The organism is Novosphingobium sp. AAP93, assembly GCF_001296055.1.
In the GTDB taxonomy this organism is placed as follows: Bacteria; Pseudomonadota; Alphaproteobacteria; order Sphingomonadales; family Sphingomonadaceae; genus Novosphingobium.
Genome location: NZ_LJHZ01000051.1, coordinates 1 through 25,814, shown reverse-complemented (window position 1 = coordinate 25,814; position 25,814 = coordinate 1). Strand labels below are relative to the sequence as shown.

General features: G+C 66.2%; 27 protein-coding genes and 1 tRNA gene. 4 read left to right on the top strand and 24 right to left on the bottom strand.

Annotated elements, in window-relative coordinates:
* Window positions 1-18: 18 nt before the first annotated feature.
* The 6 genes from IP83_RS21130 to IP83_RS09270 all read right to left on the bottom strand — a co-directional run bounded on the left by IP83_RS21130 (window position 19) and on the right by IP83_RS09270 (window position 3,486).
* On the bottom strand, window positions 19-309 hold the full coding sequence (locus tag IP83_RS21130) for a helix-turn-helix domain-containing protein (protein WP_054121938.1): 291 nt from the start codon (window positions 307-309) through the stop codon (window positions 19-21).
* Entirely contained in the window at window positions 306-614 is a 309-nt protein-coding gene (locus IP83_RS09285; protein WP_156309648.1) for a hypothetical protein, read from the bottom strand. Before IP83_RS09285 ends, IP83_RS21130 begins: the two co-directional genes overlap by 4 nt.
* 377 nt (window positions 615-991) lie before the next feature.
* Window positions 992-1,165, bottom strand: coding sequence for a hypothetical protein (locus IP83_RS20885; RefSeq protein WP_231624981.1), 174 nt, complete (start codon window positions 1,163-1,165; stop codon window positions 992-994).
* Window positions 1,149-1,889, bottom strand: a complete 741-nt coding sequence (locus tag IP83_RS09280; protein ID WP_231624980.1) for an HNH endonuclease — start codon at window positions 1,887-1,889, stop codon at window positions 1,149-1,151. Before IP83_RS09280 ends, IP83_RS20885 begins: the two co-directional genes overlap by 17 nt.
* On the bottom strand, window positions 1,886-3,220 hold the full coding sequence (locus tag IP83_RS09275; protein WP_054121936.1) for a type II toxin-antitoxin system HipA family toxin: 1,335 nt from the start codon (window positions 3,218-3,220) through the stop codon (window positions 1,886-1,888). Before IP83_RS09275 ends, IP83_RS09280 begins: the two co-directional genes overlap by 4 nt.
* Before the next feature lie 2 nt (window positions 3,221-3,222).
* Window positions 3,223-3,486: a helix-turn-helix domain-containing protein gene (locus tag IP83_RS09270; RefSeq protein ID WP_369817014.1), complete on the bottom strand. Its 264-nt coding sequence runs from the start codon at window positions 3,484-3,486 to the stop codon at window positions 3,223-3,225.
* Between the two features lie 139 nt (window positions 3,487-3,625).
* Here IP83_RS09270 and IP83_RS09265 point away from each other — a divergent pair, with 139 nt between their 5' ends.
* Window positions 3,626-3,943 (top strand): MbcA/ParS/Xre antitoxin family protein, encoded by a 318-nt coding sequence (locus IP83_RS09265; protein WP_054121935.1) that lies wholly within the window; start codon window positions 3,626-3,628, stop codon window positions 3,941-3,943.
* Window positions 3,944-3,979: 36 nt separating this feature from the next.
* Here the strand turns inward: IP83_RS09265 and IP83_RS09260 are convergent, their stop codons facing one another.
* Both IP83_RS09260 and IP83_RS09255 read right to left on the bottom strand, forming a co-directional pair.
* Window positions 3,980-5,224: an integrase arm-type DNA-binding domain-containing protein gene (locus IP83_RS09260; protein WP_054121934.1), complete on the bottom strand. Its 1,245-nt coding sequence runs from the start codon at window positions 5,222-5,224 to the stop codon at window positions 3,980-3,982.
* A gap of 158 nt (window positions 5,225-5,382) precedes the next feature.
* Window positions 5,383-5,469: transfer RNA gene (locus tag IP83_RS09255), tRNA-Leu, on the bottom strand.
* A gap of 172 nt (window positions 5,470-5,641) precedes the next feature.
* On the opposite strand from IP83_RS09255, the gene IP83_RS09250 reads away from it, so the two are divergent.
* Entirely contained in the window at window positions 5,642-6,607 is a 966-nt protein-coding gene (locus tag IP83_RS09250; protein ID WP_054121939.1) for a complex I NDUFA9 subunit family protein, read from the top strand.
* A gap of 302 nt (window positions 6,608-6,909) precedes the next feature.
* Here IP83_RS09250 and IP83_RS09245 read toward each other — a convergent pair whose 3' ends face one another.
* Window positions 6,910-7,518 carry a DUF3237 domain-containing protein gene (locus IP83_RS09245; RefSeq protein ID WP_054121933.1) on the bottom strand — a complete coding sequence of 203 codons (609 nt, stop codon included), beginning with the start codon at window positions 7,516-7,518 and terminating at the stop codon, window positions 6,910-6,912.
* Window positions 7,519-7,541: 23 nt separating this feature from the next.
* Complete coding sequence (locus IP83_RS09240; protein WP_054121932.1) at window positions 7,542-8,213, bottom strand: glutathione S-transferase family protein; 672 nt, start codon at window positions 8,211-8,213, stop codon at window positions 7,542-7,544.
* A 122-nt stretch (window positions 8,214-8,335) separates the two neighbouring features.
* Here IP83_RS09240 and IP83_RS09235 point away from each other — a divergent pair, with 122 nt between their 5' ends.
* Window positions 8,336-10,201, top strand: coding sequence for an ABC-F family ATP-binding cassette domain-containing protein (locus IP83_RS09235; RefSeq protein WP_054121931.1), 1,866 nt, complete (start codon window positions 8,336-8,338; stop codon window positions 10,199-10,201).
* Here the strand turns inward: IP83_RS09235 and IP83_RS09230 are convergent.
* From IP83_RS09230 to IP83_RS09190, 9 genes are all read right to left on the bottom strand, one after another.
* Window positions 10,191-10,955 (bottom strand): ParA family protein, encoded by a 765-nt coding sequence (locus IP83_RS09230; RefSeq protein ID WP_054121930.1) that lies wholly within the window; start codon window positions 10,953-10,955, stop codon window positions 10,191-10,193. The two genes, IP83_RS09235 and IP83_RS09230, sit on opposite strands and share 11 nt — an antisense overlap.
* Window positions 10,956-11,072: 117 nt before the next feature.
* Window positions 11,073-11,342: a hypothetical protein gene (locus tag IP83_RS09225; protein WP_231624979.1), complete on the bottom strand. Its 270-nt coding sequence runs from the start codon at window positions 11,340-11,342 to the stop codon at window positions 11,073-11,075.
* A 48-nt stretch (window positions 11,343-11,390) separates the two neighbouring features.
* Window positions 11,391-11,834 carry a chemotaxis protein CheW gene (locus IP83_RS09220; protein WP_054121928.1) on the bottom strand — a complete coding sequence of 148 codons (444 nt, stop codon included), beginning with the start codon at window positions 11,832-11,834 and terminating at the stop codon, window positions 11,391-11,393.
* A gap of 28 nt (window positions 11,835-11,862) precedes the next feature.
* Entirely contained in the window at window positions 11,863-12,234 is a 372-nt protein-coding gene (locus IP83_RS09215) for a response regulator (RefSeq protein WP_054121927.1), read from the bottom strand.
* 21 nt (window positions 12,235-12,255) lie between these two features.
* Window positions 12,256-12,819: a chemotaxis protein CheD gene (locus tag IP83_RS09210; RefSeq protein ID WP_054121926.1), complete on the bottom strand. Its 564-nt coding sequence runs from the start codon at window positions 12,817-12,819 to the stop codon at window positions 12,256-12,258.
* Window positions 12,820-12,823: 4 nt separating this feature from the next.
* Window positions 12,824-13,882 (bottom strand): chemotaxis-specific protein-glutamate methyltransferase CheB, encoded by a 1,059-nt coding sequence (gene cheB / locus IP83_RS09205; protein ID WP_054121925.1) that lies wholly within the window; start codon window positions 13,880-13,882, stop codon window positions 12,824-12,826.
* Window positions 13,879-14,748, bottom strand: coding sequence for a protein-glutamate O-methyltransferase CheR (locus IP83_RS09200; RefSeq protein ID WP_054121924.1), 870 nt, complete (start codon window positions 14,746-14,748; stop codon window positions 13,879-13,881). The genes cheB and IP83_RS09200 overlap by 4 nt, the downstream gene beginning before the upstream one ends.
* On the bottom strand, window positions 14,745-16,883 hold the full coding sequence (locus IP83_RS09195; protein ID WP_054121923.1) for a chemotaxis protein CheA: 2,139 nt from the start codon (window positions 16,881-16,883) through the stop codon (window positions 14,745-14,747). Before IP83_RS09195 ends, IP83_RS09200 begins: the two co-directional genes overlap by 4 nt.
* Window positions 16,880-17,140 carry a chemotaxis protein CheX gene (locus tag IP83_RS09190; protein ID WP_054121922.1) on the bottom strand — a complete coding sequence of 87 codons (261 nt, stop codon included), beginning with the start codon at window positions 17,138-17,140 and terminating at the stop codon, window positions 16,880-16,882. The genes IP83_RS09195 and IP83_RS09190 overlap by 4 nt, the downstream gene beginning before the upstream one ends.
* Before the next feature lie 202 nt (window positions 17,141-17,342).
* On the opposite strand from IP83_RS09190, the gene IP83_RS09185 reads away from it, so the two are divergent.
* The gene (locus IP83_RS09185; RefSeq protein ID WP_054121921.1) at window positions 17,343-18,374 is read left to right on the top strand and encodes a chemotaxis protein CheB; all 1,032 of its coding nucleotides are present in this window, start codon (window positions 17,343-17,345) and stop codon (window positions 18,372-18,374) included.
* Window positions 18,375-18,489: 115 nt separating this feature from the next.
* Here IP83_RS09185 and IP83_RS09180 read toward each other — a convergent pair whose 3' ends face one another.
* The 5 genes from IP83_RS09180 to fliR all read right to left on the bottom strand — a co-directional run bounded on the left by IP83_RS09180 (window position 18,490) and on the right by fliR (window position 25,732).
* Window positions 18,490-21,840, bottom strand: coding sequence for a S41 family peptidase (locus tag IP83_RS09180; protein ID WP_054121920.1), 3,351 nt, complete (start codon window positions 21,838-21,840; stop codon window positions 18,490-18,492).
* A 124-nt stretch (window positions 21,841-21,964) separates the two neighbouring features.
* A complete protein-coding gene (gene fliS / locus IP83_RS09175) occupies window positions 21,965-22,345 on the bottom strand; it encodes a flagellar export chaperone FliS (protein ID WP_054121919.1) in 381 nt (126 codons plus the stop codon).
* The gene (fliD, locus tag IP83_RS09170) at window positions 22,345-23,784 is read right to left on the bottom strand and encodes a flagellar filament capping protein FliD (RefSeq protein WP_054121918.1); all 1,440 of its coding nucleotides are present in this window, start codon (window positions 23,782-23,784) and stop codon (window positions 22,345-22,347) included. Before fliD ends, fliS begins: the two co-directional genes overlap by 1 nt.
* A gap of 30 nt (window positions 23,785-23,814) precedes the next feature.
* Entirely contained in the window at window positions 23,815-24,948 is a 1,134-nt protein-coding gene (locus IP83_RS09165; protein ID WP_054121917.1) for a flagellar biosynthesis protein FlhB, read from the bottom strand.
* The gene (fliR, locus tag IP83_RS09160) at window positions 24,941-25,732 is read right to left on the bottom strand and encodes a flagellar biosynthetic protein FliR (RefSeq protein ID WP_054121916.1); all 792 of its coding nucleotides are present in this window, start codon (window positions 25,730-25,732) and stop codon (window positions 24,941-24,943) included. The genes IP83_RS09165 and fliR overlap by 8 nt, the downstream gene beginning before the upstream one ends.
* Window positions 25,733-25,814: the final 82 nt, after the last annotated feature.

The following is a 25,814-nucleotide window of genomic DNA, read 5'->3' as shown; positions in this document are numbered from 1 at the left end:
CCTCGTGAGGGCCGGACTCTAATCGCAACTGGAGGAAATTACCCGTGGCAGGTCACGTGCCCTCGCCAACAGGTTCTTGAGCGCATCGACCGGCACCAACGTGCATCTGCCGATCTTGATCGTTTCCAGCTCCCCTGACGCAATCAGCTGGTAGAGCTTGGATCGCCCTATCCCAGTCATCCGCACGGCATCGGGAATCCGGACAGCGAGCGGTTCAGCACCGTTGGTTCGGGCCGTCCTCGGGCAACGATCGAATGGGAGGTCGAGCTGTTCGTCCTTCGCGGGCGTCTTGGCTTCCCGGCGCCTCATTCTCCCTTCTCCTGCGCGAGCTTGTCGAGCTGGCGCCTATGCGCCTCATGCACCTTAGTCCGGAGGGTCGCATCTGGATGGGCAAGCAGAAGGCCATCGAGGGCGCACATGATGAAGACCAACCGGCGCTTGATGAACTCGGCGTTCTGTCTCGCCTCCTCACGCAGTTCCTGTCCTTGGAACAGGTCCGTGACGATGGCGCCGATCCATTGGCTGCGGCTCTGTTTGGCGCGGTTGGCTTCATCCTGAACCCAGGCCGCGACGTGCTTGGGCAGGTAGGTCTGGATCGAAACATTGCGTGTCATGCTGGACTCCATTTTGGTGGAGCCTGGAACACACTGCGGAAGGCAATTTCGTTCTACTTATGTTCGATTGCACGGTCAAGCTCGCTGAAACTGGCGCATTTCCTCGCCTTTCGGCCATATGTGATTTGCGGGAATGCCCAAGACTGATCGCAAGTCAGATTTGACGGAGAAGCTGCCAATTTCACACATTCTCATTAAAATATTGTTATATAGTGAATTTATCTCCATTTTTGCCTGCGATTTGTCGCGTACGGTGTGCTCTACACTGTACCCAGCTTTTGAGATTCAGGCCGACCATTTTCCTGCAACAGGCTAGGCGGCACTGAATCACGTTCCTTAGGAGTTCGGAGCCGCTGCGGCGCCTGAAGCAGGTTTTGTCAGTGCTTGAAACAATGCTCTCGATGCCAGGCCAGGAAGGCTGGATGCGGGCGCTCTAGCGGTCGCTGTGGTGGGATGGCGAAGCCGGTCCTGTTGATCAGCGAGCGGATGCTGTCGGGGTCGTTCGCCTGCCGGCTGACGAGAATCTCAAGGTCGTCATTCAATCCGATCATGCCCCCTATCGAACATCCAGTGGACGGTTCCTGACAGGGCAATCCCGTTGGTCACGATGTCCGGCCCGCCACGATCAATGGGACGGATATGGGCCGCCTCAACCTCGGCGCGGCCGCCGCCATTGATCAGCTTCAGCCCGGTTACCGCGCAGCGGGCATCATAGGCCTCGACAACACGACGGCGGAACAGGCGGTCACGGACCAGTCGTGAACTGAGATTTGCCACGCGGTCGCGTTCGATCTCGAACTGGAACGGTGAGCGCTCCTCGCGCAGCAGGTTCTCGGGCGTCTCATCGATCCTCGGCAGGAAGCTGTCATCTTCCGCGAGGCCAAGGTCGATGATGCGGTTGAAGTCCTCGATGGATAGGGGCCGAACTGCGGATTGGGCGCGGCCCGAAATCTTGCCCTGCTCGTTGAGAACTCCGCGTTCGACCAGCCCCAGGGGACCGTTGAACGCCACCGGGTTGGGGAAGTCCAGGTAGGTCCCGGGTTCGATCAGGGCGAGATACATGTCCCTGGCGGTCGGGTCTGGTACGACATGAGCCACCTTGGCCACCGCGAAGTATCCGCGCGTGTCGCGGATCTTGCTCGGCTCGTAGTAGATGATCCAATCGCCAATGCAGGCGCTGACGCGGGTCAGGTATTGGCGCGGGAACTGATACTGCTCCGCCGGGCTGTCGTCGTAGATCGAGTCGGTGCGATGAACGAAGATGCCTTTGGTCATGACGCTCCTGCTTCGCTGTCAGCAGAATAGGCGCTTGCGCCTATCGTCGGTACGTCGTCCGTCGGCACTTCAGCGGTGTCGGGCAGGCCTTCCTGTCCTGCATGCGCCCTGACTTCGGTTGCCCGTACCTCGATCTCCTTTGCGAAGACCTCCAGCATCGATGGACCTGCTGGCCTTGCTGCCACCTCCTCGACCGCTCCGGGCAGTTCGCGCAGCAACCGTGCCGTCACCTGTTCCACCCGCTGCACCGTTCCTCGCGCTGCCAGTCCTGCGGCTTCGGCCATGCGCCGCCAGTGCCGACCGTAGATGTGCCGCCCGCGGCGCTGACCCCCGATCGCCTGGGCGTGGTTCTGGGTGATGTTGGTCCAGGCGAGGCCCGACATCAGATCATACAGCGGGGCAAGCTGCGGGGCACCGGGGCCGAGCAGGATCGAGTAGTTTTTCGCGTGGGAGTCCACGTTGCCGATGGCCGCGTTGAAGATCACGGCGTCGAGCAGTCGGTTGATATCGCGCGCGGTCATATGCTGGCGGACGAGGGCGAACATGTCTGCAATCGAAGGACCGCGCGTGCCGGTGCCGTTGAACTCATACTTGGCGGCGGGCGGACGGCCGAGGGCCTGGCAGAAATCCTCCTGATGCAGGCGGCGGACATTGTTGCCGGTGCCTGTCCGATCATAGCGCTCGACCAGCAGGTAGGTGCGTTCCCCTGCAACGCCGGTCGTCACCGGCGCGACGTTGAGGCCGATGCGGCGGGCGAGGACCATGCACAGCGCCTCGTTCTGGACGCTGCCGGGCAGGCGTGGATTGTCAGGCTTGAGGATATGTGTCGACGGCGCACCGTTGATCGGCACGGCGATCTGACCGTTGATGATCGCCACCGGCAGCTTTTCCTGGGCGCCGGCGAGGCTCATCGATACGCCGTCTTCGCCCACCAGAAATGGCCGCGCGGGCAATTCCTCGATGATCCGTTCAAGTGCAGCAGCATCCGGGATCGGGCGATAGCCTTGCTCGCCGCGCAGTTGCTGCGGTGCGATGGTGAGTGCGCCTGCCAGATCGTTGCCGGTCCGTGCTATCAGGCCGAGCACGTCCTCTGGTGCAGCGCCGAGCGCGCGCGTCATGGCGCGCAGGGGTTCGCCTTCCGGCAGGAGGTTCATCAGCCAGGGAAGAACTCGATCCCCCTCATAGGGCTCTGGCCGGATCGGCATGGCCAGCGAGACCGAGAAGTTGTCAGCGGATGAACCCCACGCATCCGCATAGGCAAGGCGGGTGCCCTGCGCGTCCGCGCTGATCGTGGCGACTAGGCGGTCTTCGTAGTGAACGGGAAGGTCCACGGTCAGGCCTGCGAAATGCCGGTCGCGGTGAGCCGCAAGCCCACAGCCTTGGCGGCGGCGAGTGCCTTGCCGAGTTGCGCGGTGGGCTTTCCTGCTTCCAGATCGACAATGAAGCGTTCGCCGCTGTTGATTGCGAGCGCCAGCTCCCGCTGGGTAAGGCCAAGGGCCTTGCGGGCCGAGGCGACGGCTGCGCCGAATTGGGTTGCGTCGTCGATCATGTCGGTCTTACCGAGCGGGAAGTTCTCATATGTGCTGTAGAGTTTCAAGAGCATTTCTTCCCGATCGGGAAGGAAGTCCACTGATGTTGAGGCCTATCCGGAAATTCTTACCGCTCGGTAAGTTGATTGGTGGCCTGGGCGGACGTTCCGTGCTATCGAGGGCGCGTCGAAGTCAGTGGATCTGTCCATGTCGATCGCCAGCGCTCAATACGACGATGACGAAATACTTGCCATGACGCGGGCGGCCGCTGCATTGGTCGCGCGCTGGGGCGTTCAAGATGAAGCAGCCGAGCGGCTTCTTAACGGCGAAGGGCGGGCCGCAGCGCTACTCGGCATTCATCGCGCATTGCGATGCATGTTCGCTGACAGCGATAGGGCCGCGCGGTGGATTGGTGCACCTAACGAGGCCTTTGATGGGGCCAGCGCGCTCGATCTCGTGCTGGCAGATGGCCTCGCAGGTATGCGGCGCGTCGAGGCCTACCTTGATGCGGAAATCGCCAGCTGAACAGATTGCTGACAGATCCTGAGCAATGCAGCAGGATCAACCCGGCAACGCGCTCGCAGCGCCCGATGGCTTGCGGAAGCTGCCTTGCAGCACCTTTGCACCGGACCTGAGCTGGTCGAGATAATCCGCCCAACTCTGCATCATCCTGATCCGCTCTTCCCAGTGCTCGCCGCGCGCATAGGCGCGGCGGACGTCATCGGTCTCGGCATGGCCGAGCTGGCGCTCGATTGCGTCGGGGTTCCAGTGGCCTTGCTCGTTCAGCAGTGTGCTGGCCATGGCGCGGAAGCCGTGAGCGGTCATCGTGGTGCCATCGAATCCCATCCGACGCAGCGCGAGGTTGATCGTGTTTTCACACATTGGCCGGTCGCGCTTGCCTTGGGCGGGGAAAAGGTAGCGACGGTTGCCGGTAATCTCGCGCAGCTCTTCCAGGATGGCGAGGACCTGACGGCTGAGCGGCACACGGTGCGCGACACGCATCTTGGTCTTGTCGGCGGCGATGGTCCAGATGTTGCGGGTGAAGTCGAACTCGCTCCATTCGGCCTGCCGCAATTCGCCAGGGCGCACGAAGACATAGGGAGCCAGCCGCAGCGCTGCGTGAGTGACCGGATAGCCTGAATAGGCGTCGATCGCGCGCAGCAGTTCGCCCGCTTCCTTCGGTGTGGTGATGGCGGCGCGGTGCGTCACCTTGGGCACGATCAGTGCGCCGCGCAGGTCTGCTGAAACGTCCCGGTCGGCGCGGCCGGTGGCGATGGCATAGCGGAAGACCTGCCCGCAGGTGCTGCGCAGCCTTCGTGCGGTTTCGTAATGGCCGCGCTTTTCGACAGCGCGCAGGACGGCGAGCAGTTCGGGCGCCTTGATCTCGCCGACCTTGCGGTCTCCGATGATGGGGTAGGCGAATTCGAGCAACCAAGTCAGCTTGCCCACGGTCACATCGGCACGGCCCTCGCGTCGGGCCTTGTCGAGCCATTCTTCCGCCACGGCCCTGAAGCTGTTCACATTGGCAAGCGGGCCGGTGATCTTGTCGATCTTGCGCTTGGCGGCGGGATTGATGCCCTCTGCGATCTGCTTCTTGATCTCCAGCCGTTTGGCACGCGCCTCGGCGAGGGTGACGGTCGGATAGACCCCCAGCGCGGCTGTCGCTCGCTTTTCTCCAAAGCGATAGTCGACCCGCCAGCACCGCTGACCGGCCTTGGTGACCAGCAGGTACAGGCCGCCCCCGTCAGAGAGCTTGTAGGGCTTGTCGCGCGCAACTGCCTTTCGGACTGCCAGATCGGTAAGCATGAAGCCACATTTTTGCCGGTTTTGATACCGTCAAAAATACCGTCGGATACCGCCAATTGCAACGATTTCAGCCGGATGCCGGTGGACGCTAGATCCGTGAAAAGCCTTTGATTTCTTGGACTTTTCCGGACGCTTGCGGATGCGTCCGGAAAGAAAAATGGTGCCCAGAAGAGGACTCGAACCTCCACGCCGTTTCCAGCGCCGCCACCTGAAGACGGTGCGTCTACCAATTCCGCCATCTGGGCACGGGAGCAATGGGCCGAAGCGCCAACTGCCGGGTAGGAGCGCGCCGATAGGGCAGGGATGCGCACCTTGTCAACCGCGGTTTGCATTTGCACCGATCAGGCTGCCTAAACCATTGAACCGGAGGGCGCGGCTGTGGCAAGGGCGGCGCGAACAGGAAATGGAATGGAACGCATGAGCAAGGACGGTGGGCGCGATCTTGACGGGCAGCTGATCGCTGTCGTTGGCGGCAGCGGGTTCATCGGCACGCATGTGGCGCAGGCGCTGCTCTCGCGCGGGGCGCGGCTCAGGGTGTGCAGCCGCCATCCCGAGCGCGGGTACCGGCTCAAGACCCTCGGCGGGCTGGGCAAGATCCAGCTTGTGGCAGTTGACGTAACCAAGCCGCACACGCTGGAAGTCGCGCTCACGGGCTGCGATGCGGTGGTGAACCTTGTCGGTGCGTTCACTGGCAAGCTCGATGCGGTGCAGGGTTCGGGTGCGGGGCAGCTTGCCGCGATCGCACGCGCCAAGGGCGCCAAGGCGTTCGTTCATGTGTCGGCCATCGGTGCCGATGCTGCTTCCTCGGTGGCCTATGCCAGCACCAAGGCGGCGGGTGAGGCGGCGGTGCTTGCCGCGTTCCCTGAAGCGGTCGTGCTGCGCCCCTCGGTCGTGTTCGGCGAGGATGACGCGTTCATCAACCTCTTCGCAGGGCTGATCGCCAGCGCGCCGGTGATGCCGGTGTTCGCTGCCGATTCGCGGTTCCAGCCGGTGTTTGTCGACGACGTGGCCGATGCTGTCGCCAATGTACTCGCCGCCCCGGCAGACTTTGCAGGCAAGACTTTCGAGCTGGGCGGCCCGGATGTGATCACCATCGGCGAGCTCAACCGCCGCATCGCCAAGGCGGCGGGCCGTTCGCCGAAGTTCCTCGAATTGCCCGACGGCGTCTCGGCGGCTTTTGCTTCGCTGACCGGGTGGCTGCCCGGCGCACCGATGAGCCGTGATCAATGGACGCTGCTGCGGCAGGGCAATGTGGTGAGCGGAACGCTGCCGGGCCTTGCCGAGCTTGGCGTGCAAGCGCGGCCGCTGGACCTGTTTCTCGGCCGCTGGATGGTGCGCTTCCGCAAGGCAGGCCGTTTCGGGGTGCGCACCAAGGCCGCCTGAACCGGTGCGAAAAGCGACAAAAGCGACACCGTGTCGCTTTTGAGATGTGATGTTTTTCTGTTTGTTGACAACAGCTTGTGCGCCTGAAAGCGACAAGGTGACATATTTTGCGTGTGCGCGCCTGAACCGACCATTTCAAAGAGCACGTGACCGCACGCGGCCACGCAGGATGTATCGCAGAATGGCGGCCTGTAGGAAAGCGGGCGCGGCTTGACTGGTCCGGCGTGAGCCCGGCGATCTTCGGCTTGCTGTTCCAATCGGTGATGGATGCGCGGTTGTGGCCGCCTTTCGCGATGGCGCCTTCAGGTCAGGCGGAAGACCTGGATCAGGCGCCCGTTGGCCTTGGGGCCGAAATCCGGCACCGGGATTTCGGGCGGAACCGGGTAGACCAAGGTGGCGACGAAGGACGATTCGCGCAGCCAGGCGTATTTCTTGCCGGCCACGTTGAAGCTGGGCAGCAAGCGGAACTTGCTGTCGGTGTAGCGCGGACCCTTGTTGTGGATGATGATCTGGACGCCGTCGTCGGTGCGCAGGCGATAGAGCGCGTCGATGATCTGGACCCCGTCCGGACGCGTGACCGGAAAATCGCCGCCGCCGGGGATGACCGTGCCCTTGATGCCGCGCCCGTAGAAGGTGCCGCCGACGATCGGCCAGACCACGTCGCGATCACCGTCGGCCGAAGTCTGGTCGGCGAGGTCACCCATGTTCTCGGGCTCGGTGCAGAAGGGCAGGATGTTCATCACCCATTCGAGGCCGACCTGATCGTAGATCCTGGGTGCCGGTCCTGCGGGCATGGGCGGGGCGGCAGGCTCGTAGGTGTTGGGGGTGACGGCGCCGACGCGGGAGGCGGCACCCGCCAGGGGAACCGCGGCTCCGATGAGACCGAGGGCGCTGCGGCGGGAAATCGTCATCTTGGAGGTCTCTCCGGCAGGCTTCAGGCGTTCACGTCGGCGTAGTGCGACGGCGGCTGGATCACGTCCATCCGTTCGGTAAGAAGGGGGCGAAAGCTGGGCCTGCTCTTGAACACCGAATACCAGCTGGCGGCCTGTTCGTGGAGCGACCAGTCGATCCCGCCGAGGTAGTCCGCGACCGAGATCTGCGCGGCGGCGGCAAGATCGGCGAGGCTCATGGTGGAGCCGGCCAGCCAGGGGCGGTTATCGATCAGGTAGTCGATGTAGTAGAGGTGCTCGTTGGCGAGGCGCATCGCATCGCGCAAGATCCGGGAGTCAGGCGACTGGCGGTAGACGAGGCGCTTCTTCATGCGCTCTTCGAGCAGCGGCTGGGTGACGGCGGCGAAGAAGTTTTCGTCGAACATCGCGACGAGGCGGCGGATTTCGGCCCTTCCCACGGCGGTGCCGTTGATCATCGGCGCCTTGTCGACCGTCTCCTCGAAATACTCGCAGATCGCGCGGCTGTCGGCGAGGGTGATCTGCTTTTCGGGATTGTGCAGCACGGGGGTGCGCCCGGCGTGGTTGAGCATCTGGAACGCCTCGCGGTGCTCCCACGGGTTCTCGCGGATGAGTTCGTAGGGCACGCCCTTTTCGGCGAGGAGCAGGCGCACCTTGCGGCTGAACGGGCACAGCGGGAATTGATAGATCTGCCACATGGTTCGTTTCCATGCACGCCGGGGGACGGCGAAGTCCAGTGCGGGCGGGTGCGGGGTGGCTGATTTTTCGGAGGATTGTTGGCGGCTTTCGCGGTGGGCGCTGCCCTGCTAGGGGCGCGCGCATGTTGACAATTCAGGGCCTCACCGTGCGGCTGGGCGGGCGCACCATTCTCGACCGCGCCTCCGCGACGATCCAGCCGGGCTCCAAGGTGGGGCTGATCGGCCGCAACGGCGCGGGCAAATCGACGCTGATGAAGGCGATCATCGGCGAGATCGAGCCCGACGAGGGCGGGATCGAGATGCCCAAGCGGATGCGGCTTGGCTATATCGCGCAGTCCGCCCCTGCGGGTTCGGCGACGCCGTTCGAGACGGTGCTGGCGGCCGATACCGAGCGCGCCGCGCTGATGGCGGAAGCGGAGACCTGCGAGGATCCGGACCGGCTGGCGGAGCTATACGACCGGCTGATCGCCATTGACGCCTATACGGCGGACGCGCGGGCGGCGCGGATCCTGATCGGGCTGGGCTTCGACGAGGCGATGCAGGCGATGCCGCTCGACAGCTTTTCGGGCGGGTGGAAGATGCGCGTGGCGCTGGCCTCGCTGCTGTTTTCCGCACCCGACCTGCTGCTGCTCGACGAGCCCTCGAACCACCTCGATCTGGAAGCGACGCTGTGGCTGGAGAACTTCCTCCAGAACTATCCCGGCACGATCGTGGTGATCAGCCACGAGCGCGATCTGCTCAACAACGTGGTCGATACGATCCTCCATTTGCAGGGCGGGAAGATCGCGCTCTATGCGGGCGGATACGATGCCTTCGAGCGGCAGCGGGCCGAGCGCGCGGCGCAGATTGCCGCAGCGAAGGCTGCGCAGGATGCGCAGAGGAAGAAGCTGGCGGACTATGTGGCGCGCAATTCGGCGCGCGCCTCGACCGCAAAGCAGGCCCAGTCGCGCGCCAAGATGCTGGCGAAGATGCAGCCGGTGACGGCGATGCTCGAGGACCCTTCGCTGAGCTTTGATTTTCCCGATCCCGACGAACTGCGGCCGCCGCTGATCACGCTGGATCTGGCGGCGACGGGCTATGTGGCGGAGAAGCCGATCCTGCGGCGGCTCAACTTGCGCATCGATCCCGATGACCGGATCGCGATGCTGGGCCGCAACGGCAACGGCAAGACTACCTTGGCGCGGCTGCTGGCGGGGCAGCTGGCGGCGAGCGAGGGCGGGATGACGGCCTCGGGCAAGCTCAAGATCGGCTATTTCACGCAGTATCAGGTGGAAGAACTGCCGGCGGATTCGACCCCGCTCGAGCTGATGACACGGGCGATGCCGGGCAAGACCCCGGCGGCGGTGCGTGCGCAGCTTGGGCGGTTCGGCTTCTCCGGCCCGCGCGCCGAATCGCAGACGGCGACGCTTTCGGGCGGCGAACGGGCGCGGCTGGCGCTGGCGCTCGTCACGCGCGATGCGCCGCATCTCCTGATCCTCGACGAGCCGACCAACCACCTCGATGTCGATGCGCGCGAGGCGCTGGTGCAGGCACTGAACGATTATGCCGGGGCGGTGATCCTGATCAGCCACGACCGGCACATGGTGGAGCTGACGGCGGACCGGCTGGTGCTTGTCGATGGCGGCACGGCCAAGGACTATCCGGGGAGCATCGAGGACTACATCGATTTCGTGCTCGGGCGGAACCAGCCCAAGGCGGAGGCGGGCAAAGGCGCCACAAGCAAGCCGAAAGGCGGGGCCAAGAGCCGCGAGGAGATGAAGGCGCTGCAGAAGGCGGTCAGCGAGGCTGAAGCCGCGGTCGGCAAGGCCGAGGCGCGGCTGGCGGCGATCGATGCGGCGATGGCGGGCTCCGGCAAACCGGCGGCGGACCTCGCCGGGCTGGGCATGGCCGAACTGGGGCGCCAGCGGCGCGAGGTGGCAGATCAGCTGGAAGCGGCGGAAGCGCGCTGGATGGAAGCGGGCGAGGCGCTCGACGCCTTCATGAACTGAGAGATGCCTGCCCTAGCGAGGCCTGCATCGTCAGCTTGGCTTCGATCCCGTCCCACAGCTTCTGCAGGCGGGCGTTGACGTCGCTGGCGGCGGCAAATGTGCCGAGCGGGGCACGGCGCGCGGCGGTCTGCTCGATTGCGCTGGCCATCGGGATCACCGGCCAACCCGCCGCGAAGCCCGACAGCACATCACGGTGCAGCTTGCGGCGCGCATCGAACATCGAAAGCACCGGCAGGATCGGCGGATGGCGCGGGTGGTTGGCGAGGATCTCCGCCTGGATCATCGGCAGCGCGCGGGCGGACAGCGGCGAGGGTGGCAGCGGCACGATCAGCAGATCGGCGGCGGCGAAGACCTGCTCGCTGATCTCGTTGAGCGCGGGCGGGCAATCGATCACGATGCGCTCGTAGTCATCCGAGAGCGCGGCAGCAGTGCGCGCCATGCGTTTGCGCTTGCCGATCCGGGCGAGCGTGGCGGGCAAGCTGCGCATGCTGTCATCGGCCTGCAGCACGGCAAGGCCGGGATAGCGCGAAGGGACGATCAGATCGCTTGGCTTGCTGTCCTTGCGGAAGATTGACGCGGCATCGCTTTCGGCGCGGTCGGGCAGGCCGAGCAGCCAGCCCGCACCCCCCTGCGGATCGAGATCCCAGAGCAGGGTGGAATGGCCGGACAGCGCCGCCGAACGCCACGCCATGTCGACCGCGAGGGTGGTTTTCCCGACGCCGCCCTTGACGCTGTAGACTGCGATGACCGCCATTGCTCCCGCCGTTCGTTGATCTCGCGGCATTGTGAACAATCGAGCGGGAATGGCAACCTGCGCGCCAGCCCCGGTCCCGACAAGGATGGTCCCGCCATGGGACGCCGGTCCCGCCCGTCAGCGCAGCAACCGCATCCTTTCGCGCAGGATATCAAGACCGATGCGTTCGACCTCGGTTTCGAGGCAGTCTGCATGGAGCAGCGTGGCGAGGCTGCGCTGCTTCTGGGCAATCATGTCGATCGCCTGCAGGCTGTCCATGTGCCGCATGGCGACGTCCATATCACCGCAGAGCGAGGCGCCGAGTGCTTCGACTTCGTGGGACAATTCCTCGAGCACCAGCGCGATTTGCCGGTGCGATGCGGTGTTGGCGGGGGGGCCTGAAGCCACGGGGGAGGCCATTGCGGCGGGTTCCTTGATGCGAAAGTGAGTGCAGGATCAGGCGGCAGCGGCGAGCTGCGCCCCATCGCTCAAGGCGAAAAGGTTGAGGACCATCACCATCTTGTCCTCGATCGCGGCGAGGCCTTCGAGGAAGGGTACGACGCTGTCGTTGCCGACGCCCGGGGGCGGCGCCTGCAGCGTCTGATCGGGCACGGTCACGATGTCGCTCACCGAATCGACGATCCAGCCGCCGACCTGATGGCCCAGCTGCGTGACGATGATCGCGTGGCGCGGGGTCGGCTCGGTCGCGCGCCAGCCGAGGCGGGCGGCGAGATCGACGACGGGCAGCACGGTGCCGCGCAAGTTGACAACGCCCGCGACATAGTGCGGCACACGTGGCAGGCGTGTGGTCGGCGTCCAGGCGCGGATTTCGCGGATCGACATGATGTCGAGTCCGAAGACCTGGCCCTCGACCTCGAAAGTGATCAGTTCGCGGATCATCGTATGGGTTCCTTGGGGCAGGAGGAAATCAGTGCGCGACGCGGCGCACGGCGGCGACGAGCTTGGCGGCATCGAAGGGCTTGACGATCCAGCCGGTCGCGCCGGCCTCGCGGGCGCGGGCCTTCTTCTCGTCCGAGCTTTCGGTGGTGAGCACCAGGATCGGCCGGTCGCGGTGGCGGGTGCCCTCGCGCAGGCGCTCGATCAGGCCGAAGCCGTCGAGGCGCGGCATGTTGATATCGGTGATCACCACGTCGACTTCGTTGAGCGCGAGCCAATCGAGCGCGGCGAGGCCGTCTTCGGCCTGCGCCACTTCGAAGCCTTGTGTCGAAAGAGCGTGGTTGAGGAGCGCCCGCATGCTCGGGCTGTCGTCTACAGTCAGGATTCGGGTGGTCTGGGTCATCGTGGGGCTCGCTTGTTGCAATCAGAACAGTTCGACATCGCCGGACGCGATGGCCGGGCGGGTGGTGGGTTTGACCGGCGGCGCGAGGCGATCCTCGACCGTGCGGCAGCGGATCTGGCCTGAGGCCGGGCGGAAATCGACACGGCGGGCGCTGGTGCCGCCAAGGTCCTCGCGCATGACCATGATGCCTTCGCGCTTGAGGAAGGCCTGCGCGAACTCGGCATTGGCGGTGCCGATGCGCATCATGTTGCGGTTGACGTTGGCGCCGCCGTAGAGATGCGCGCGCAGCCGCGATTTGCGTGCGCCCATGCCGAGCATCTGGTTGACCAGCAGCTCCATCAGATAGACGCCGTAGTGCTCGTCGATGGTGGTCGTGGCGGCAAGGCCGGCGGGCGGCTCGGACAGCAGGAAGTGGTTCATGCCGCCAACCCGCGCTTCGGGATCATAGAGGCACGAGGCGACGCAGCTGCCGAGCACGGTCGAGAATTCGATTGTGGCGTCATTGCTGACCAGCGCCTGACCTTGCATGACGGTCACGCGCTCGATCGGGCGTTCGAGGCTTCCAAGGATACGGCGTTCGAACATCGGATCAGGCTGCCTTGCTGAAAGCGTGGCGCGCAATCGTGCCGATCGGCGCGACGACCCCGGCGGCGCCAAGCGCGATCGCGGCGCGCGGCATGCCGAACACGGTGCACGTCGCTTCATCCTGCGCGATGGTGCGCGCGCCGGTCTGGGCAAGGGCGAGCAGGCCTTCGGCGCCGTCGGTGCCCATGCCGGTGAGGAGGATGCCGACTGCGCCCGCGCCGACCACTTCGGCGACCGAGTGGAACAGCACATCGACGCTGGGAAGGTGGCCGGAAACCGGCTCGCCCCGGCGCAGGCGCTGGTAGAGATGACCGCTGCGGCCGCCGACGGAGAAATGGCGGTCGTCGCCCGGCGCGATGTAGACGTGGCCTTCAAGCAGCGGCAGATCAGGCTCCGCAATCACGATCTTCGGCGGACACGACTGGTCGAGCGTACGCGCGACGGCGGGCGCGAAGCGCGCGGAAATGTGCTGGACGACGACGGTTGGAGGGCAGTCCGCCGAAAAGCCGCCGAGCAGGACTTGCAGCGCTTCGACGCCGCCGGTCGAGGAACCGATGGCGATCAGACGGGGGCGCTCGACCAGGGTGGGGCTGCGCGGTGCGGTTGAGGTGCGCGGCGGAGTGGGTGGCGGCGGGGCAGGACGCGTGACGAAGCGAACCTTGGAGGCATCGCGGATAAGGTCCGCCAGCTTGCCCTGATCGTCGAACGAGTAGCTGCCGGCGCCTTCGCTCTTGGCGTAGCAACTGACCGCACCGATCGCGAGCGCGCGCGCGGTGGTTTCGGCGCCTTCGTGGGTCGAGCCGGACACCACAATGACGGGCGTGGGGCGCAGCGCCATGATCTTTTCAAGGAAATCGAGCCCGTTCATGCCAGGCATCTCGACATCGAGCGTGACGACGTCGGGATCGAGTTCGCGGATCATCTGGCGGCCCTCTGCCGCATTGGCCGCTGCGCCGACGACGACGATATCGTCCTCGCGCTCGAACCGGGCTTGCAGGATCGCGCGCATCGTCGGCGAATCCTCGACGATGACGACCCGGATGGGCTTGCTCACTCGGCTCATGTCTCGCTCCGACGATAGATGGTGGGGCCCGCAGTGGCGAGCATCTGGAGCGCCGGGCCGGTCACGCGTTCGCTGTGGCCGACATAGAGCCAGCCGCCGGGCACCAGCGCCTCGGCAAAGCGCGCGACGAGGCGCTCCTTGGTGGGATTGTCGAAATAGATCATCACGTTGCGGCAGAAGATCACGTCGAACTGGCCCTGCATCGGCCAGGGGCCATGCAGGTTGAGCGTACGGAACCGTGCCAGCGACCGGACCGTGGGCGCGATCTCCACTTCGTCACCGGCAGGCACGGTCCAGGTGCGCGAAAGGGCCTCCGGCACGGCCTTCAGCTCCTCGCTGCGATAGCGCGCGGCTTCGGCCTTGCGCAGCGCGTGGGCGGCGATGTCGCTGGCGAGCAGGCGCACGTCACCGCGCGCGATGCGTTCGCCCGCGGTGCGGTCCGGCCCGAGCAGGGTCATCAGCAGCGACCAGGTTTCTTCACCGCTTGAACTGCCGGCGGACCACAGGCGCACTTTTCCGCCACGCGCGAGGTTGTCGACAAGGCCGGGGCGGACCTGGCTGGCGAAGTGCTCGAAGTGATGCGCCTCGCGGTAGAAGAAGGTGTGGTTGGTGGTCAGCGCCATGATCGCGCGGTTGCGCTCGGCGGCATCCTCGCGGATGCGCAGGATGTACGAACTGAACGTGGCGCAACCGGAATCGCGCACCAGCGGGGCGAGACGCGAATAGACGAGCATCGCCTTGCCCTCGGCCAGCACGATTCCCGCCTCGGCATGCGCGATCGCGCTCACCGCGGCGAAGTCGTCCGCGCTGTAGACGCCGGGGCTGATGCCCGGCAGCGTCTCGGCAGGGGCGAGCATGGCGCTCATGCAGCTTCCGCCAGCGAGGGGCCGGACAGGGACTGGCCGGAAAGGCTGCGCGCGACGAGGCTGTCGACATCGACGATGAGCGCGACCATGCCATCGCCGAGGATCGTGGCGCCGGAGACGCCTTCGACCGAGCGGTAATGCGTATCGAGGCTCTTGATCACGACCTGGCGCTGATCGCAGATGGCATCGACAAGCAGCGCGGCGCGCCCGGCGCCTTCGGTCTCGACCACGATGAGCACGCCTTCATGCGCTTGCTCGATGGCGCCCTGCGCGCCGACGGCGGCGTGGAGCGGGAGCACCGGGATGAACTTGCCGCGCACATTGATCATCGCGCGGTGGGCGCCGAGGCCCTGCACTTCTTCCTTGGTGGGGCGCAGGCTTTCGACGACGTTGGCTAGCGGGACAACCAGGGTCTGATCGCCCACATTGACGACCATGCCGTCCGAGATGGCGAGGGTGAGCGGCAGCGTGAGCGTGAAGGTGGTGCCGCTGCCGGGTTCGCTGTCGATAGTGATGCGGCCGCCGAGTTCCTTCACGTTCTGGCGGACGACATCCATGCCGACGCCGCGGCCGGAGATGTTCGAGACCTGCTGCGCGGTGGAGAAACCGGGCGCAAAGATCAGGTGGTCGATCTCCTCCTTCGAAAGCTGCGCATCGGCTGCGATCAGGCCCTTTTCGACGGCCTTGGCAAAGACGCGGTCGCGGTTGATGCCCGCGCCGTCGTCGGCAATGCGGATGAGGATGCGGCCCGAGCGGTGCTCGGCGGACAGGGTGAGTGTGCCTTCGGCGGGCTTGCCCGCGGCGATCCGCGCCTCGGCGCTTTCGATGCCGTGGTCGACCGCGTTGCGGATGAGGTGGGTGAGCGGTTCGCCGAGGCGTTCGATCACGGTCTTGTCGAGTTCGGTGCTTTCGCCCGAGACTTCGAGGCGGACGTGCTTGCCGGTGCTGGCGGTGAGTTCACGCAAGATACGCGGCACGCGGCTGAACACCGAGCCGATCGGCTGGGCGCGGATCGACATGGCCGATTCCTGGATGTCGCGCGTCAGGCCTTCGAGTATCGTGAGCTCTTCCTTCACCGCGAGGCCATCGCCGGCGAGGCGCTGCGCCATCATTGCCTGCGCGATGACGAGTTCGCCGACTGCGTCGATCAGCTTGTCGAGCTTGCCGAGTTCGATGCGTATCGACTGACCGAGCGCGGGGGGCGCGGGCGGAGCAGCAGCAGGCGCCGGTGCTGCTGCTGCTGCTGCTGCGACGGCGGGTGCGGCGGCGGCTGGCGCGGCAACAGGTGCGGGCGCAGGTGCGGGCCGGACTGGCGGCATCGGCGCGTCGCCCCCCACGGCGAGGCCGCAGTCGTCGCCGACAAATTCGAAGATCTCGCGCGCTGTGCCCTCGCTGACATCGGCGTCGAGCGCGAACGTCCAGCCAAGGTAGCCGGTGCCGGGATCGAGCGTATCGAGCAGCGGGACGCTGCCGCAATCGCATTCGATGCAGCGCGCGCCGAGGCCGGCCAGTTCGCGCAGGAGGAGCAGCGGCTCGCCGCCGTTCCGCATGGCGCCGGCGTGGGGGCGGACCTTGAGCAGCCAAGAAGGCGCGGGGGCGGGAGCGGGTTCAGGCTCGGGCGCTCCCATCGCGCCGGTGATGTCATCGAGCATGGCATCGAAGTCGAAGGGATCGCTGCCTTCTTCTTCCTCCACGGCGGGAGCTACCGGCGCAGCGGCGACCGGGGCGGGGACAGCCGGAGCTGGCGCAGTTCCCGCGTTGGCGGCCTGCGCGGCAGTCAGTTCGGCGAGCAGGCCCACGTCATTGGGCACGTCGACAAGCCCGCGCGCGGCGCCAACGTGATCGCTCAGCGTATCAAGCGCGCGCAGGAGGAGATCGACGAGCGGCTCGGTGATCGGCACCGCGCCTTCGCGCACGTCGGAAAGCAGCGTCTCGAACGTATGGGTGAATGCCTGCAGCGCGACATAGCCGAAGGCGCCTGCGCCGCCCTTGATCGAATGGACGGCGCGAAACACGGCGTTGACCGTATCGCTGTCCTGGGTGCCGGCCTTGCAGGCAGCGAGCCCGCTTTCGGCCGCCGCCAGCGATTCCTCGCACTCGGCAAAGAAGATGGCCTGGATTTCTTCGGCGTTCATGCCGCCGCTCCGTCGAACAGTTCCGCCTCAAGGCCGAGCTGGCGGGCGGTTTCGCGCAAATGGTCCGATGGCTCGATCACCGCGCCATCGCCGGTGCGGCGCGCGCTGACGAGGAGCTGGAGCATGGTCTGCCCGATCTGCGTGCAATCGCGCGCATTGATATGGAGCGCGCCCGAACCGAGCCCGGCCACCATTTCCGGCAGCAGGGCCTCGGCTGCGGCGCGGTCGCACCGGGAGGGCAGGGTGATCGTCGGCATAGAGGCGGGTTCCCTCGCTGGCCCCCGATCCGGGAGCACGCTTTCCCGTCTGGCTTAGTCGGCAAGCGGCAAAGGTCGCCTTGCCTGGGGTTTACGGTGAGATACTTAACGGCCCGAGGAGAAATTGCAGGGAGGAGGCGGCGTATCACCCAGCCGAAGCAGCGCCCACAGGCGGCGCGCCAACAGGAAGGTAAGCCTCCCCATGCACGAAGCCCGGGTCCTCGTGGTCGACGATTCCGCCGCGATGCGCGCGCTCTTTTCCGATATCCTCGACGAGGCGAAGAACGTCCGCGTGGTGGGCGTGGCAGCGAACGCCGGCGCCGCGCGCGAACAGATCGCCGAACTGAAGCCCAACGTGATCACGCTCGACGTGGAAATGCCGGGCATGAGCGGGATCGAGTTCCTTGCGGAGATCATGGAGACCAATCCGCTGCCAGTGGTGATGCTCTCCAGCCTGACGCAGGCGGGCACCGAAACCTCGCTCAAGGCCTATGAACTGGGCGCCGTGGAATGCTTCCCCAAGCCGCTCAAGGCGACGCCCGAACAGTTCAGCAAGACGGTCGGCAAGCTCGGCAAAATCGTGCTCGCCGCGGCCAACAGCAACGTGCACGACCGCAAGGGCCGTGCCGAGCAGAAGGCCGCCGCCGATGTGCCCTTCACGTGGAACGGCCATATCGCGGCGTTCAGCGCCTCGATGGGCGGGATCGACGCGCTGACGACGATCCTGAGCGGTTTTCCTGCCAACTGCCCGCCGACGGTGGTGTGCCTGCAGGCCGAGCCGATGGTGGTCGAGACCTTTATCAAGCGGCTCGATACCGATCTCAAATGCAACGTGCGCGCCGCGAAGGACGGCGCCAACCTGACCCCCGGCACGATCCACATCGCCGCCGATCCGGATCGCCACGTGGTGGTCGAACCCGGCCAGCCGCCGCGCATCCGCCTGATGGAGCGCGATCCGGTCGACGGCGCGCGTCCTTCCGCCAACCTCCTGTTCGGCTCGATCGCGCGCGGTGCGGTGCCGGCAGTGGGCGCGGTGCTGACCGGCATGGGCAGCGACGGCGCCCGCGGCCTCAAGCTGATGCGCGACGCCGGGCAGGACACCCTGGTGCAGGACCGCGCGACCGCGATGGTCGCCGAGGCGCCCAGCGCCGCCATCGAAGCCAGCGCCGCCGCGCGTGAAGTCGGCCTCGCCGATCTGGGCGCCGCCGTGCTTAAGGCCTGCGCGATCGGCTGACCGGCCCGACGACTTACCCCTGAGGCGTTCATCGCCCGTAACGCCCCTCTGGCCCGGAGCCGTCTGGCGCGGTTCCGGGCCGTTTTTTGGTGCTCGGCTGCCGGCGGTCCCGGGGTTACGGCCGCGGCAAGGGTATCGGCGATTTCGCCGGCGTTCCAACCGGCGGGAGTGGTTTCGGCACAAGGGGAGCGGCGGGTTGCGTCGCCAACCTGTCCTTCAGATAGTCGACGGCCGCCTGCAACTGGGCATCACTGCCGGTGAACGAGGCATGCGGCGGATTGTCGACGACGATATCAGGTTCCACACCCCACCCCTCGATCAGCCATTCGCCATCGAGCCGGTACTGCGCAAACTCCGCGATACGCGCGATCCCGTTGTCGGTGAGCGTAGGGCGGCCGGTCAGCCAGATGCCCGCCCCGGCAGTGCGCTGTCCGATCAGCGGTCCAATTCCGAGGGACTTGATTCCGGCTGCAAAGGTTTCGCCATCGGAATAGGTCTGCTCATCGATCAGCACCGCGATCGGTCCGCGATAGGCGCCTTGCATGTTGGTATAGGGCTTGCCGCCGGGTGCTGCCCAGAAGGCCCAGGCGCGGCGCAGCAGAGCCCCGATGACCATGCTGTCGACATTGCCGCCGTTGTTGTCGCGCACGTCGATGATCATCCCCTCGCGCTCGGACTGGCCATAGAAATCGCGGGCGAATTCGGCGACATCATCTTCGACCATCGCGGCGAGCGCGACATAGCCGATCTTCCCGCCCGAGAGCCGGTCGACCGCCGCGCGGGTCCGGATCACCCGGTCGCGATACTCCGCGCCGATCTCGGCCACGAACGACACCGGCTTGATGATGGCGGAGCGTGCCACCCCGCCCCGGGTGAGATCGAGCCGCACTTCCTGTCCGACCTTGCCTGCCAGCGCGCGCGCGACATCGGCCTGGCTCGCGATGGCCGCACCGTCGATGCGGACAATCACGTCCCCTTCGCGGACATCGACGCCGGGCCGCTTGAGCGGAGAGCGCAGGGCGATGATATCGGGATCCGAATCGTTGATTTGCGTGATCCGCATGCCCCCGCCCGCATTGGCGGCGAGGCGGGCGCCGAGATAGCCCATATCCGGATTCTTGCTGTCGACAGGAACTTCGCCGGGGCCGATCTGGCTGTGGAGGATGCCGAGCGACCACGACATTTCGGAGAGGATCGCGTTCAATTCCGCGCGGTGGCCGATGCGCGCCACGAAAGGCTCCAGCCGGGCGCGCACCGCGTTCCAGTCCACGCTGCGCAGCTTGGGATCATAGGCAAAATCGCGGTGCAGACGCCAGGCATCGAGAAACATCTGGTGCCATTCCTCGCGCGGGTCGATCTGCAAGCGCCAGTCGGCAAGGCGCACGCGGTTCGGATCCAGCTTTTCGGGCAGTTTCTCGCCGGCGGGAACGAGCAGCAGCGCCAGCGTTTCGGGCGGCCCGGTGACGAGGAAAACGGTCTTGCGGTCCGCCGAAAGCGACGCGCCGAGGACCGACTTGGCGAAGGTCTCGATCTTGGGATCATCCTTGCTGATGGCAATCGAGATGAGTTCATCTTCGCCGCGCATGGCAAGCAGATGCTTTTCGGCGACCAGCAGGGAACCGGTGATGCCGGTGGCGCCGGGCACCTTGTAGAGGCGCGCGGCGAGGCCATCCATCACCACGTTCGCAGGGGCAGGCTTCTTGCCCTTCCGGTCTGCCTTGCCCTCGTCGGCCTTTGCCTTGTCCGGCGTGGCTGCGTTGCTGGTCGCGGCGCTGTCGTCAGAGGCGGGTTTGGCAGCAGCCGTCAGTTCGGTATCGACGCTGAAGGGAAAATCGGCGGCGGGATCGAGTTGGACCGCGTAGATTTCGCCGCGGTCCGGGAAGGAAACGCCCATGTTGCGGTCACCCCAAGGGTTGCCGGGACGAGGATCGAAATTGCGCTCCGAGACGAAATAGAGCCAGCGCCCGTCGGCCGAGAAGGCCGGCGAGGTGTCGTTGTATTTGCGCGAGGTGGCTTCCACCCGGCGCCCGTCGGACAGGGATTGCACCACGATCACGCCGCGCGGGGCCGCGCCGCCGTCCTGATCTTCCGAATAGGCGATGGTGCGCCCGTCAGGCGAGAAGCGCACATCGGCAAACGGCTGGTCGCTTCCCGCCTTGTTCTGCGCGAGCAGGGTCACGGCACCGCTCGCGACGTCGAGCTTCTGGAGGCGCGCGGCCTTGTCGGCGAAGACGATGGTCTTGCCGTCCGGCGACACCTCGAAATTCCAGATATGGCTGGCGTAGTCCTTGATGATGGCAACGGGCGGTCCGGAGCCGTCTGCGGGCATGCGGAACACCCCGCCGGCGAGGTCCTTGTCAAGGAGCAGAAACACCGTCTTGCCGTCGGGCGAGACTTGCGCCTGGCGCGCGCGGGCATCGAGCGGAACCGGCAGTTCGACGCGGCGCCGATCCCTGGGAAAACCGAGCGCAACGCGGCCGCGCGCGGTGACGGCGACGCTTTGCCCGGACGGGGCGATCGTCGCGCCGGTGAAGAAGCGCAGCGGCTTGTCGAGCGCGCGCACGCGGGTTTGCGCCCGATCGGTGATGATCTGCAGATCAAGCTTGCGCAGCGCCTTGTCGGCGAGGCCGAAGACGTAGATGTCGGCCCCGTTCTGCAGGAAGATCCGGTCACCGTCGAGGCTGGCCTGCCGGATCGGGAAGGGCATCGTATCCGATTCCCGGCGCACCCCTGAGCCATCTTCCGCGACGGACCAGATGGCATCGCCGCCGCTCTGGTCGGAGACGAAATAGATGCGGCCTCCATGCGCCATCGGCATGCTGACAGGACCGTCGAAATCGGCGAGCAGACGGACCGCCTCGGCACTAGTGCCGAGCTCCCAGCGCCACAACTGACCCATCCCGCCGCCGCGGTACTGGACGGCGTTGTCATTGCTGGTGCCGATGCCCCGCCGCGTGAAGAACAGCGTCCGGCCATCGCTGCCGAAGGCGGCATCCTGCACCCGGGCCAGCGGGATCGCCACCGGATCGCCGCCGCGCGGATCGACGCTATAGAGGACCTGGGTGAAACCGCCCTTCTCGAGCCGAGAGAGGAACAGGACTTTTCCGTCGGGAGTCCAGCCGATGGTGCGGACGCCGCCGCCGGCAAAGGTGAGCCGGCGCGGCGCGCCGCCGGCCAGCGGCATCACATAGATATCCCCGGCGCTGTCGTAGGCAGCGTTGAACGCGATCTGCTGTCCGTCGGGTGAAATGCGGGGATAGCTTTCCTCCTCGAGGTGATTTGTCAGGCGAATGGCCGTGCCGCCGCTGGTTTCCGCGCGCCACAGGTCGCCCTCGCTGGCGAAGACCAGCGTCTCGCCATGCGCGACGGGATACTGATAGAAGCCCGAGTCGGCCCGTGCCGCAAAGGACAGTATCGCGGACCACAGCGCGGCCGAAATGATCGCCGCTTGACGCAAGAATTTCACCGATTTACCCCGGGCTACTTTGCCGAGAAGCTGCCATTACTGCGCCGCATTTGCAAGGTGATCGCAAACAGCCGTGAACTCGCCGTGCCCCGTGACGGTTGGGGCAAGGCAGCCATCGCGGCGCTCAGCCGGCCGCCGTGCCCAGCATCGCCTCGCGGATGTCGAGCAGATCGGTGCGGATCGTTTCCAGCTGCCGTGCATCGAAACGCAGCGCGTTGTCGAGGATCGTGCGGCGGGCGGCCTGGTAGAGCTGGAGAAGGGGCGCGCCGACGGGGTTCGAGCTGTCCACGCCGAGTTCCAGCGCGGTGATCGCCGCGACGGCGCGGGTGAGTGCGGCGCTCTTGGCGGCATTGTCGCAGTGCTCCTGCGCATAGATCGCGCGGCCGAGCGAGCCGGCGGCTTGCTCGAGGCACAGCGCGACGAGCTGGAGCGAGCTGGCGCCCTTGACGCGTGCATCGAAATCGACGCGGCGGTAGGTCTCTCCGGGATCACGGCTCAGCAGCATCAGTTGTTCTTCCCGTTCCACGCATCGACCTGCGCCTGCAGGAACGACAGCGTCGATTTAGAGTCGGTGAGATTGGTGTTGAGCTTGGCAAAGCGCGAGACGAGGCGCTGGCGCAGATCTTCCTGCTTGGTGGCAAGATCGCTCTTCTGCGCGCCGAGTGTCGTCTGAAGCTTGGTCAGCCGCGCGATCGAGCCGCCCAGCGAAGAGGGATCACTGGTCGATCCGACGGCGCGGGAAAGCTTGTCGAATGTGGCGAAGACGCCGTAGAGCCCGTTGGTGAACATGGCTCCGGTGCCGACCGGATCGCGCGCAAGCGTCGCGGAGAGGCGGCTGGTGTCGAGCGCGAAAGTGCCGTCGCGGTTGGTCTTCAGTCCAAGGTCCGCGAGCGTGGTGGGGGCGCCGGTGGAGTTTGCGGGCATGATCTGGGTGCTGGCCAATGTGGCCAGCTGGCGGCGCAATGCGCGCGCGCCGGGATCGTTGTTGAGCGTGCCGCTGGTGGGATCGGTGTCCTTGTTGAGTTCGGACATCATCTCGTTGAGTGCGGAGGTGAGATCCTGCATCGCACTGGTGATGGCGCTGCCGGGATCGCTGTAGCTGATCGTGGTGGGATTGCCGGTGTTGGTGCCGGTGAGTTTCAGCGAGAGACCCGGGGCGGCATCGGGGATCATGTTGGTGGGCGAGGTCCGGGCAACGCCGTCCAGCCTGAAGGCTGCATCCGATGCGGCTGCGGTGAGGCGGCTGGTATCCCCTGCGGGGGTCCAGGCGAGCGCCGCCAGACCGGGTTCGGTGGGACTTTCGGTCGCCTCCAGCACGAAGGCATTGGCGGCGCCGTCCTGACCCTTGAGCACGAGCTGCGCGCCGCTGGCACCTGTGGCGACATAGGCGGTAACGCCAGCTCCGGCGCTGTTGATGGCGGCGGCAACCGTATCGAGATTGGCACCGGTGGGAATGGTGATGTCGACTTGCGCGCGGGCGGCATCCGGCGTGAAGCCGGTGCCGGAGATCGTGCCGAAGCGCACGGTGAGCGTACCCGCGCCGACCGGGGTGGTGTTGCTCGTGACGGCAGGCGAGACGAGGGTCTGCGCCCGGGCAAGCGAGGTGACTTCGAGGGTGGTGGTGCCCCGGCCAGTGGCGGCCCCCTTGCTCACTTGCGCGACCGAGGCATTGGCGATCTGCGGCGTGGCGGCAAGATCGCCGGTGCGCACACGGTCACCCAGCGAGGAGGCAAGGCTGGAGATCATGCCTCTGAGCGTGGAGGCGGAGGAGATCTGCGTGGTGATCCGGTCCGTCTTCGCGTTGATCTGATCGAGCCGCGCTGCAAACTGCGCCGTGGCCAGCTGCTCGGCGAGCCCGGTCATGTCGATCCCGCTGCCACCTCCGAGCGCGGAGATGAGACTGGCGGTGGCTGAGCCGGACGATGTAGCGGAGGTGGTAGCCATGGTTTTCAGAACGGCTGATCGGGGACGGGCTTAAGCCGCTTCGGGTCGGCCTTCGGCGTCGAACCGCAGTTCCAGCGGGACATCGACCTGCGGCTGCGGTGGCGCATCGCCGCGCTTCAGCGCAAGGACGAAGGCGAGGACGGCGGCGACGGCGGCGTAGAGTTCCTCGCGGATCATCTGGTTCTCGCGCGTGGTGAAGTAGACCGAGCGTGCGAGCGCGGGAGACGAGAGCGTGGGAACGGCCATTTCCGCCGCCATTTCGCGCATCGCCAGCGCCTTCTCGCCACGTCCTTTGGCGAGCACGACGGGGGCGGGGGCCTTGTCCGGATCGTAGGCGAGTGCGACGCTGAAGTGGGTCGGGTTGGTGATGACGAACTGGGCTTCCTTCATCGCCGAAGCGAGCCCGCCCATCGCGATCTGGCGCTGGCGCTGGCGGATTGCCGCCTTGCGCTCGGGCGAACCTTCGCTTTCCTTGCTCTCGTCCTTGAGGTCTTGCAGCGACATGCGCAGACGCATCATCCGCCGCAGATACTGCACCGGATAATCGACCAGCGCGATGACGACGAGCCCGCCGCCGAGCGCGTAGAGCAGGGCGAGCAGGGTGTCCCAGCTGTAGGCGAGTTGCCCGCGCAGTTCGCCGTTACCAAGGCCGACGATCGCGGGGAGGCGGCCCTTGACCCACAGATACGCGATCGTGCCGAGCAGCAGGAGCTTGGCGAGGCCCTTGCCGAGCTCGATCCAGCCATGCGGGCCGAACATGCGCTTGAGGCCGGACAGCGGATTGAGGCGCGAGGCCTTGGGGGCGAGATTGCCGCCGACCCAGCGGCCCTCACCAAGGCCGAGCTGCGAGACGAGGGCAGCGCCCATGAGGACTGCTCCAAGGGTGAGCACCGGCGGCAGCGCAGTGATGAGGGCCGCGGTGATCAGCGGCGTGGCGTCGAAATGATCGAGGCTGGCGCGGTCCCACGTAAGGCCGGTACGCGCGGTGCGGCTCATGCTGTCGAGCAGCCACGGGCCGGCGAATTGCAGCCATGCGGCGCTGGCGAGGACGCCAATGGCGATGCCCAGTTCGCGCGGGCGCAGGACGTCGCCGTTTTTGGCGGCATCTTTCCGGCGTTTCTCGGTTGGGGCAAAAGTCTTTTCGCCCGGTGTTTCCTCAGCCATTCTTCGGGCTTACCAATTGCGCCGACTGGGTGACGGCGGTGAGCGAAAGGTCGCTCAGCTTGTCGGTGAGCAGCGGTGCAGTGAGAATGAGCGCTGCGATACCGGCAAGGACGCCAGCGGGCAGGCCTAGCGCGAGGAGGTTGAGGCTGGGCGCCGAGCGGCTGATCACCCCGGTCATGACCTGCACCAGCAGCAGCAGCAGCGTGACGGGCAGCGCGATGGCGAGCGCGGCTGTGACCATCTGCGTCCCGAAGCTGGCGACCAGCAACATGCGGTCTGGCGTGAACCAGGCGGAGCCAGGGGGGAAGGTCTCGTAGCTCTGCACGATCAGCGCGAACCACGTGAGATGCGCGCCGAGGCCAAGGAAGAGCACGGTCAGGAGGACCGAGAAGTATTGTCCCATGACCGGCGAATGGGCGCCGCTGACGGGGTCGGCAGTGGCGGCGATGCTCATGCCCATCGAGCCGCCGATCACTTCCGCAGCCATCAGCGGCGCGGCGAAGCTCCACTGGAGAACGAAGCCAAGCGAAAGGCCGATCAGGATTTCCTGCGCGGTGATCAGGAGGCCAGAGAGCGTGAACAGGGCCGGCGGGGGGGCGACCGGGGTCCAGGCGCAGACCATCACGGCGACGGCACCCGCAAGGCTGACACGAAGCTGCGTCGGCACGGAGTTGGCGCCGAAAAGCGGGGCGGCAAGGAGCGCGGCGCCGATCCGCGTCATCACGAAGATCATGCGCCAGAATTCCGCCTCCAGCGCGCCGAAACCGAAGTGGAGGGCGATCATGAGGTTTGCCCCCCTCCCCGGCGGGGAGGGGATGGGGGAGGGGGTACGGCGCTGGCGTGGTCGCGGGACTGGCGGGCCGGGG

Bases quoted from the DNA above. Each gene is read 5' to 3' on its own strand.
- IP83_RS09250 (WP_054121939.1), top strand. From the start codon at position 5,642: ATGAGCAAGGACGGTGGGCGCGATCTTGACGGGCAGCTGATCGCTGTC.
- fliS (WP_054121919.1), bottom strand. From the start codon at position 22,345: ATGCTGCTGAGCCGTGATCCCGGAGAGACCTACCGCCGCGTCGATTTC.
- IP83_RS21130 (WP_054121938.1), bottom strand. From the start codon at position 309: ATGAGGCGCCGGGAAGCCAAGACGCCCGCGAAGGACGAACAGCTCGAC.
- IP83_RS09200 (WP_054121924.1), bottom strand. From the start codon at position 14,748: ATGAGCGCCATGCTCGCCCCTGCCGAGACGCTGCCGGGCATCAGCCCC.
- IP83_RS09190 (WP_054121922.1), bottom strand. From the start codon at position 17,140: ATGCCGACGATCACCCTGCCCTCCCGGTGCGACCGCGCCGCAGCCGAG.
- IP83_RS09210 (WP_054121926.1), bottom strand. From the start codon at position 12,819: ATGTTCGAACGCCGTATCCTTGGAAGCCTCGAACGCCCGATCGAGCGC.
- IP83_RS09185 (WP_054121921.1), top strand. From the start codon at position 17,343: ATGCACGAAGCCCGGGTCCTCGTGGTCGACGATTCCGCCGCGATGCGC.
- IP83_RS09240 (WP_054121932.1), bottom strand. From the start codon at position 8,213: ATGTGGCAGATCTATCAATTCCCGCTGTGCCCGTTCAGCCGCAAGGTG.
- IP83_RS20885 (WP_231624981.1), bottom strand. From the start codon at position 1,165: ATGATCGGATTGAATGACGACCTTGAGATTCTCGTCAGCCGGCAGGCG.
- IP83_RS09235 (WP_054121931.1), top strand. From the start codon at position 8,336: ATGTTGACAATTCAGGGCCTCACCGTGCGGCTGGGCGGGCGCACCATT.
- IP83_RS09280 (WP_231624980.1), bottom strand. From the start codon at position 1,889: ATGACCAAAGGCATCTTCGTTCATCGCACCGACTCGATCTACGACGAC.
- IP83_RS09195 (WP_054121923.1), bottom strand. From the start codon at position 16,883: ATGAACGCCGAAGAAATCCAGGCCATCTTCTTTGCCGAGTGCGAGGAA.
- IP83_RS09245 (WP_054121933.1), bottom strand. From the start codon at position 7,518: ATGACGATTTCCCGCCGCAGCGCCCTCGGTCTCATCGGAGCCGCGGTT.
- IP83_RS09215 (WP_054121927.1), bottom strand. From the start codon at position 12,234: ATGACCCAGACCACCCGAATCCTGACTGTAGACGACAGCCCGAGCATG.
- IP83_RS09265 (WP_054121935.1), top strand. From the start codon at position 3,626: ATGTCGATCGCCAGCGCTCAATACGACGATGACGAAATACTTGCCATG.
- fliR (WP_054121916.1), bottom strand. From the start codon at position 25,732: ATGATCGCCCTCCACTTCGGTTTCGGCGCGCTGGAGGCGGAATTCTGG.
- IP83_RS09285 (WP_156309648.1), bottom strand. From the start codon at position 614: ATGACACGCAATGTTTCGATCCAGACCTACCTGCCCAAGCACGTCGCG.
- IP83_RS09220 (WP_054121928.1), bottom strand. From the start codon at position 11,834: ATGATCCGCGAACTGATCACTTTCGAGGTCGAGGGCCAGGTCTTCGGA.
- cheB (WP_054121925.1), bottom strand. From the start codon at position 13,882: ATGAGCCGAGTGAGCAAGCCCATCCGGGTCGTCATCGTCGAGGATTCG.
- IP83_RS09230 (WP_054121930.1), bottom strand. From the start codon at position 10,955: ATGGCGGTCATCGCAGTCTACAGCGTCAAGGGCGGCGTCGGGAAAACC.
- IP83_RS09260 (WP_054121934.1), bottom strand. From the start codon at position 5,224: ATGCTTACCGATCTGGCAGTCCGAAAGGCAGTTGCGCGCGACAAGCCC.
- fliD (WP_054121918.1), bottom strand. From the start codon at position 23,784: ATGGCTACCACCTCCGCTACATCGTCCGGCTCAGCCACCGCCAGTCTC.
- IP83_RS09165 (WP_054121917.1), bottom strand. From the start codon at position 24,948: ATGGCTGAGGAAACACCGGGCGAAAAGACTTTTGCCCCAACCGAGAAA.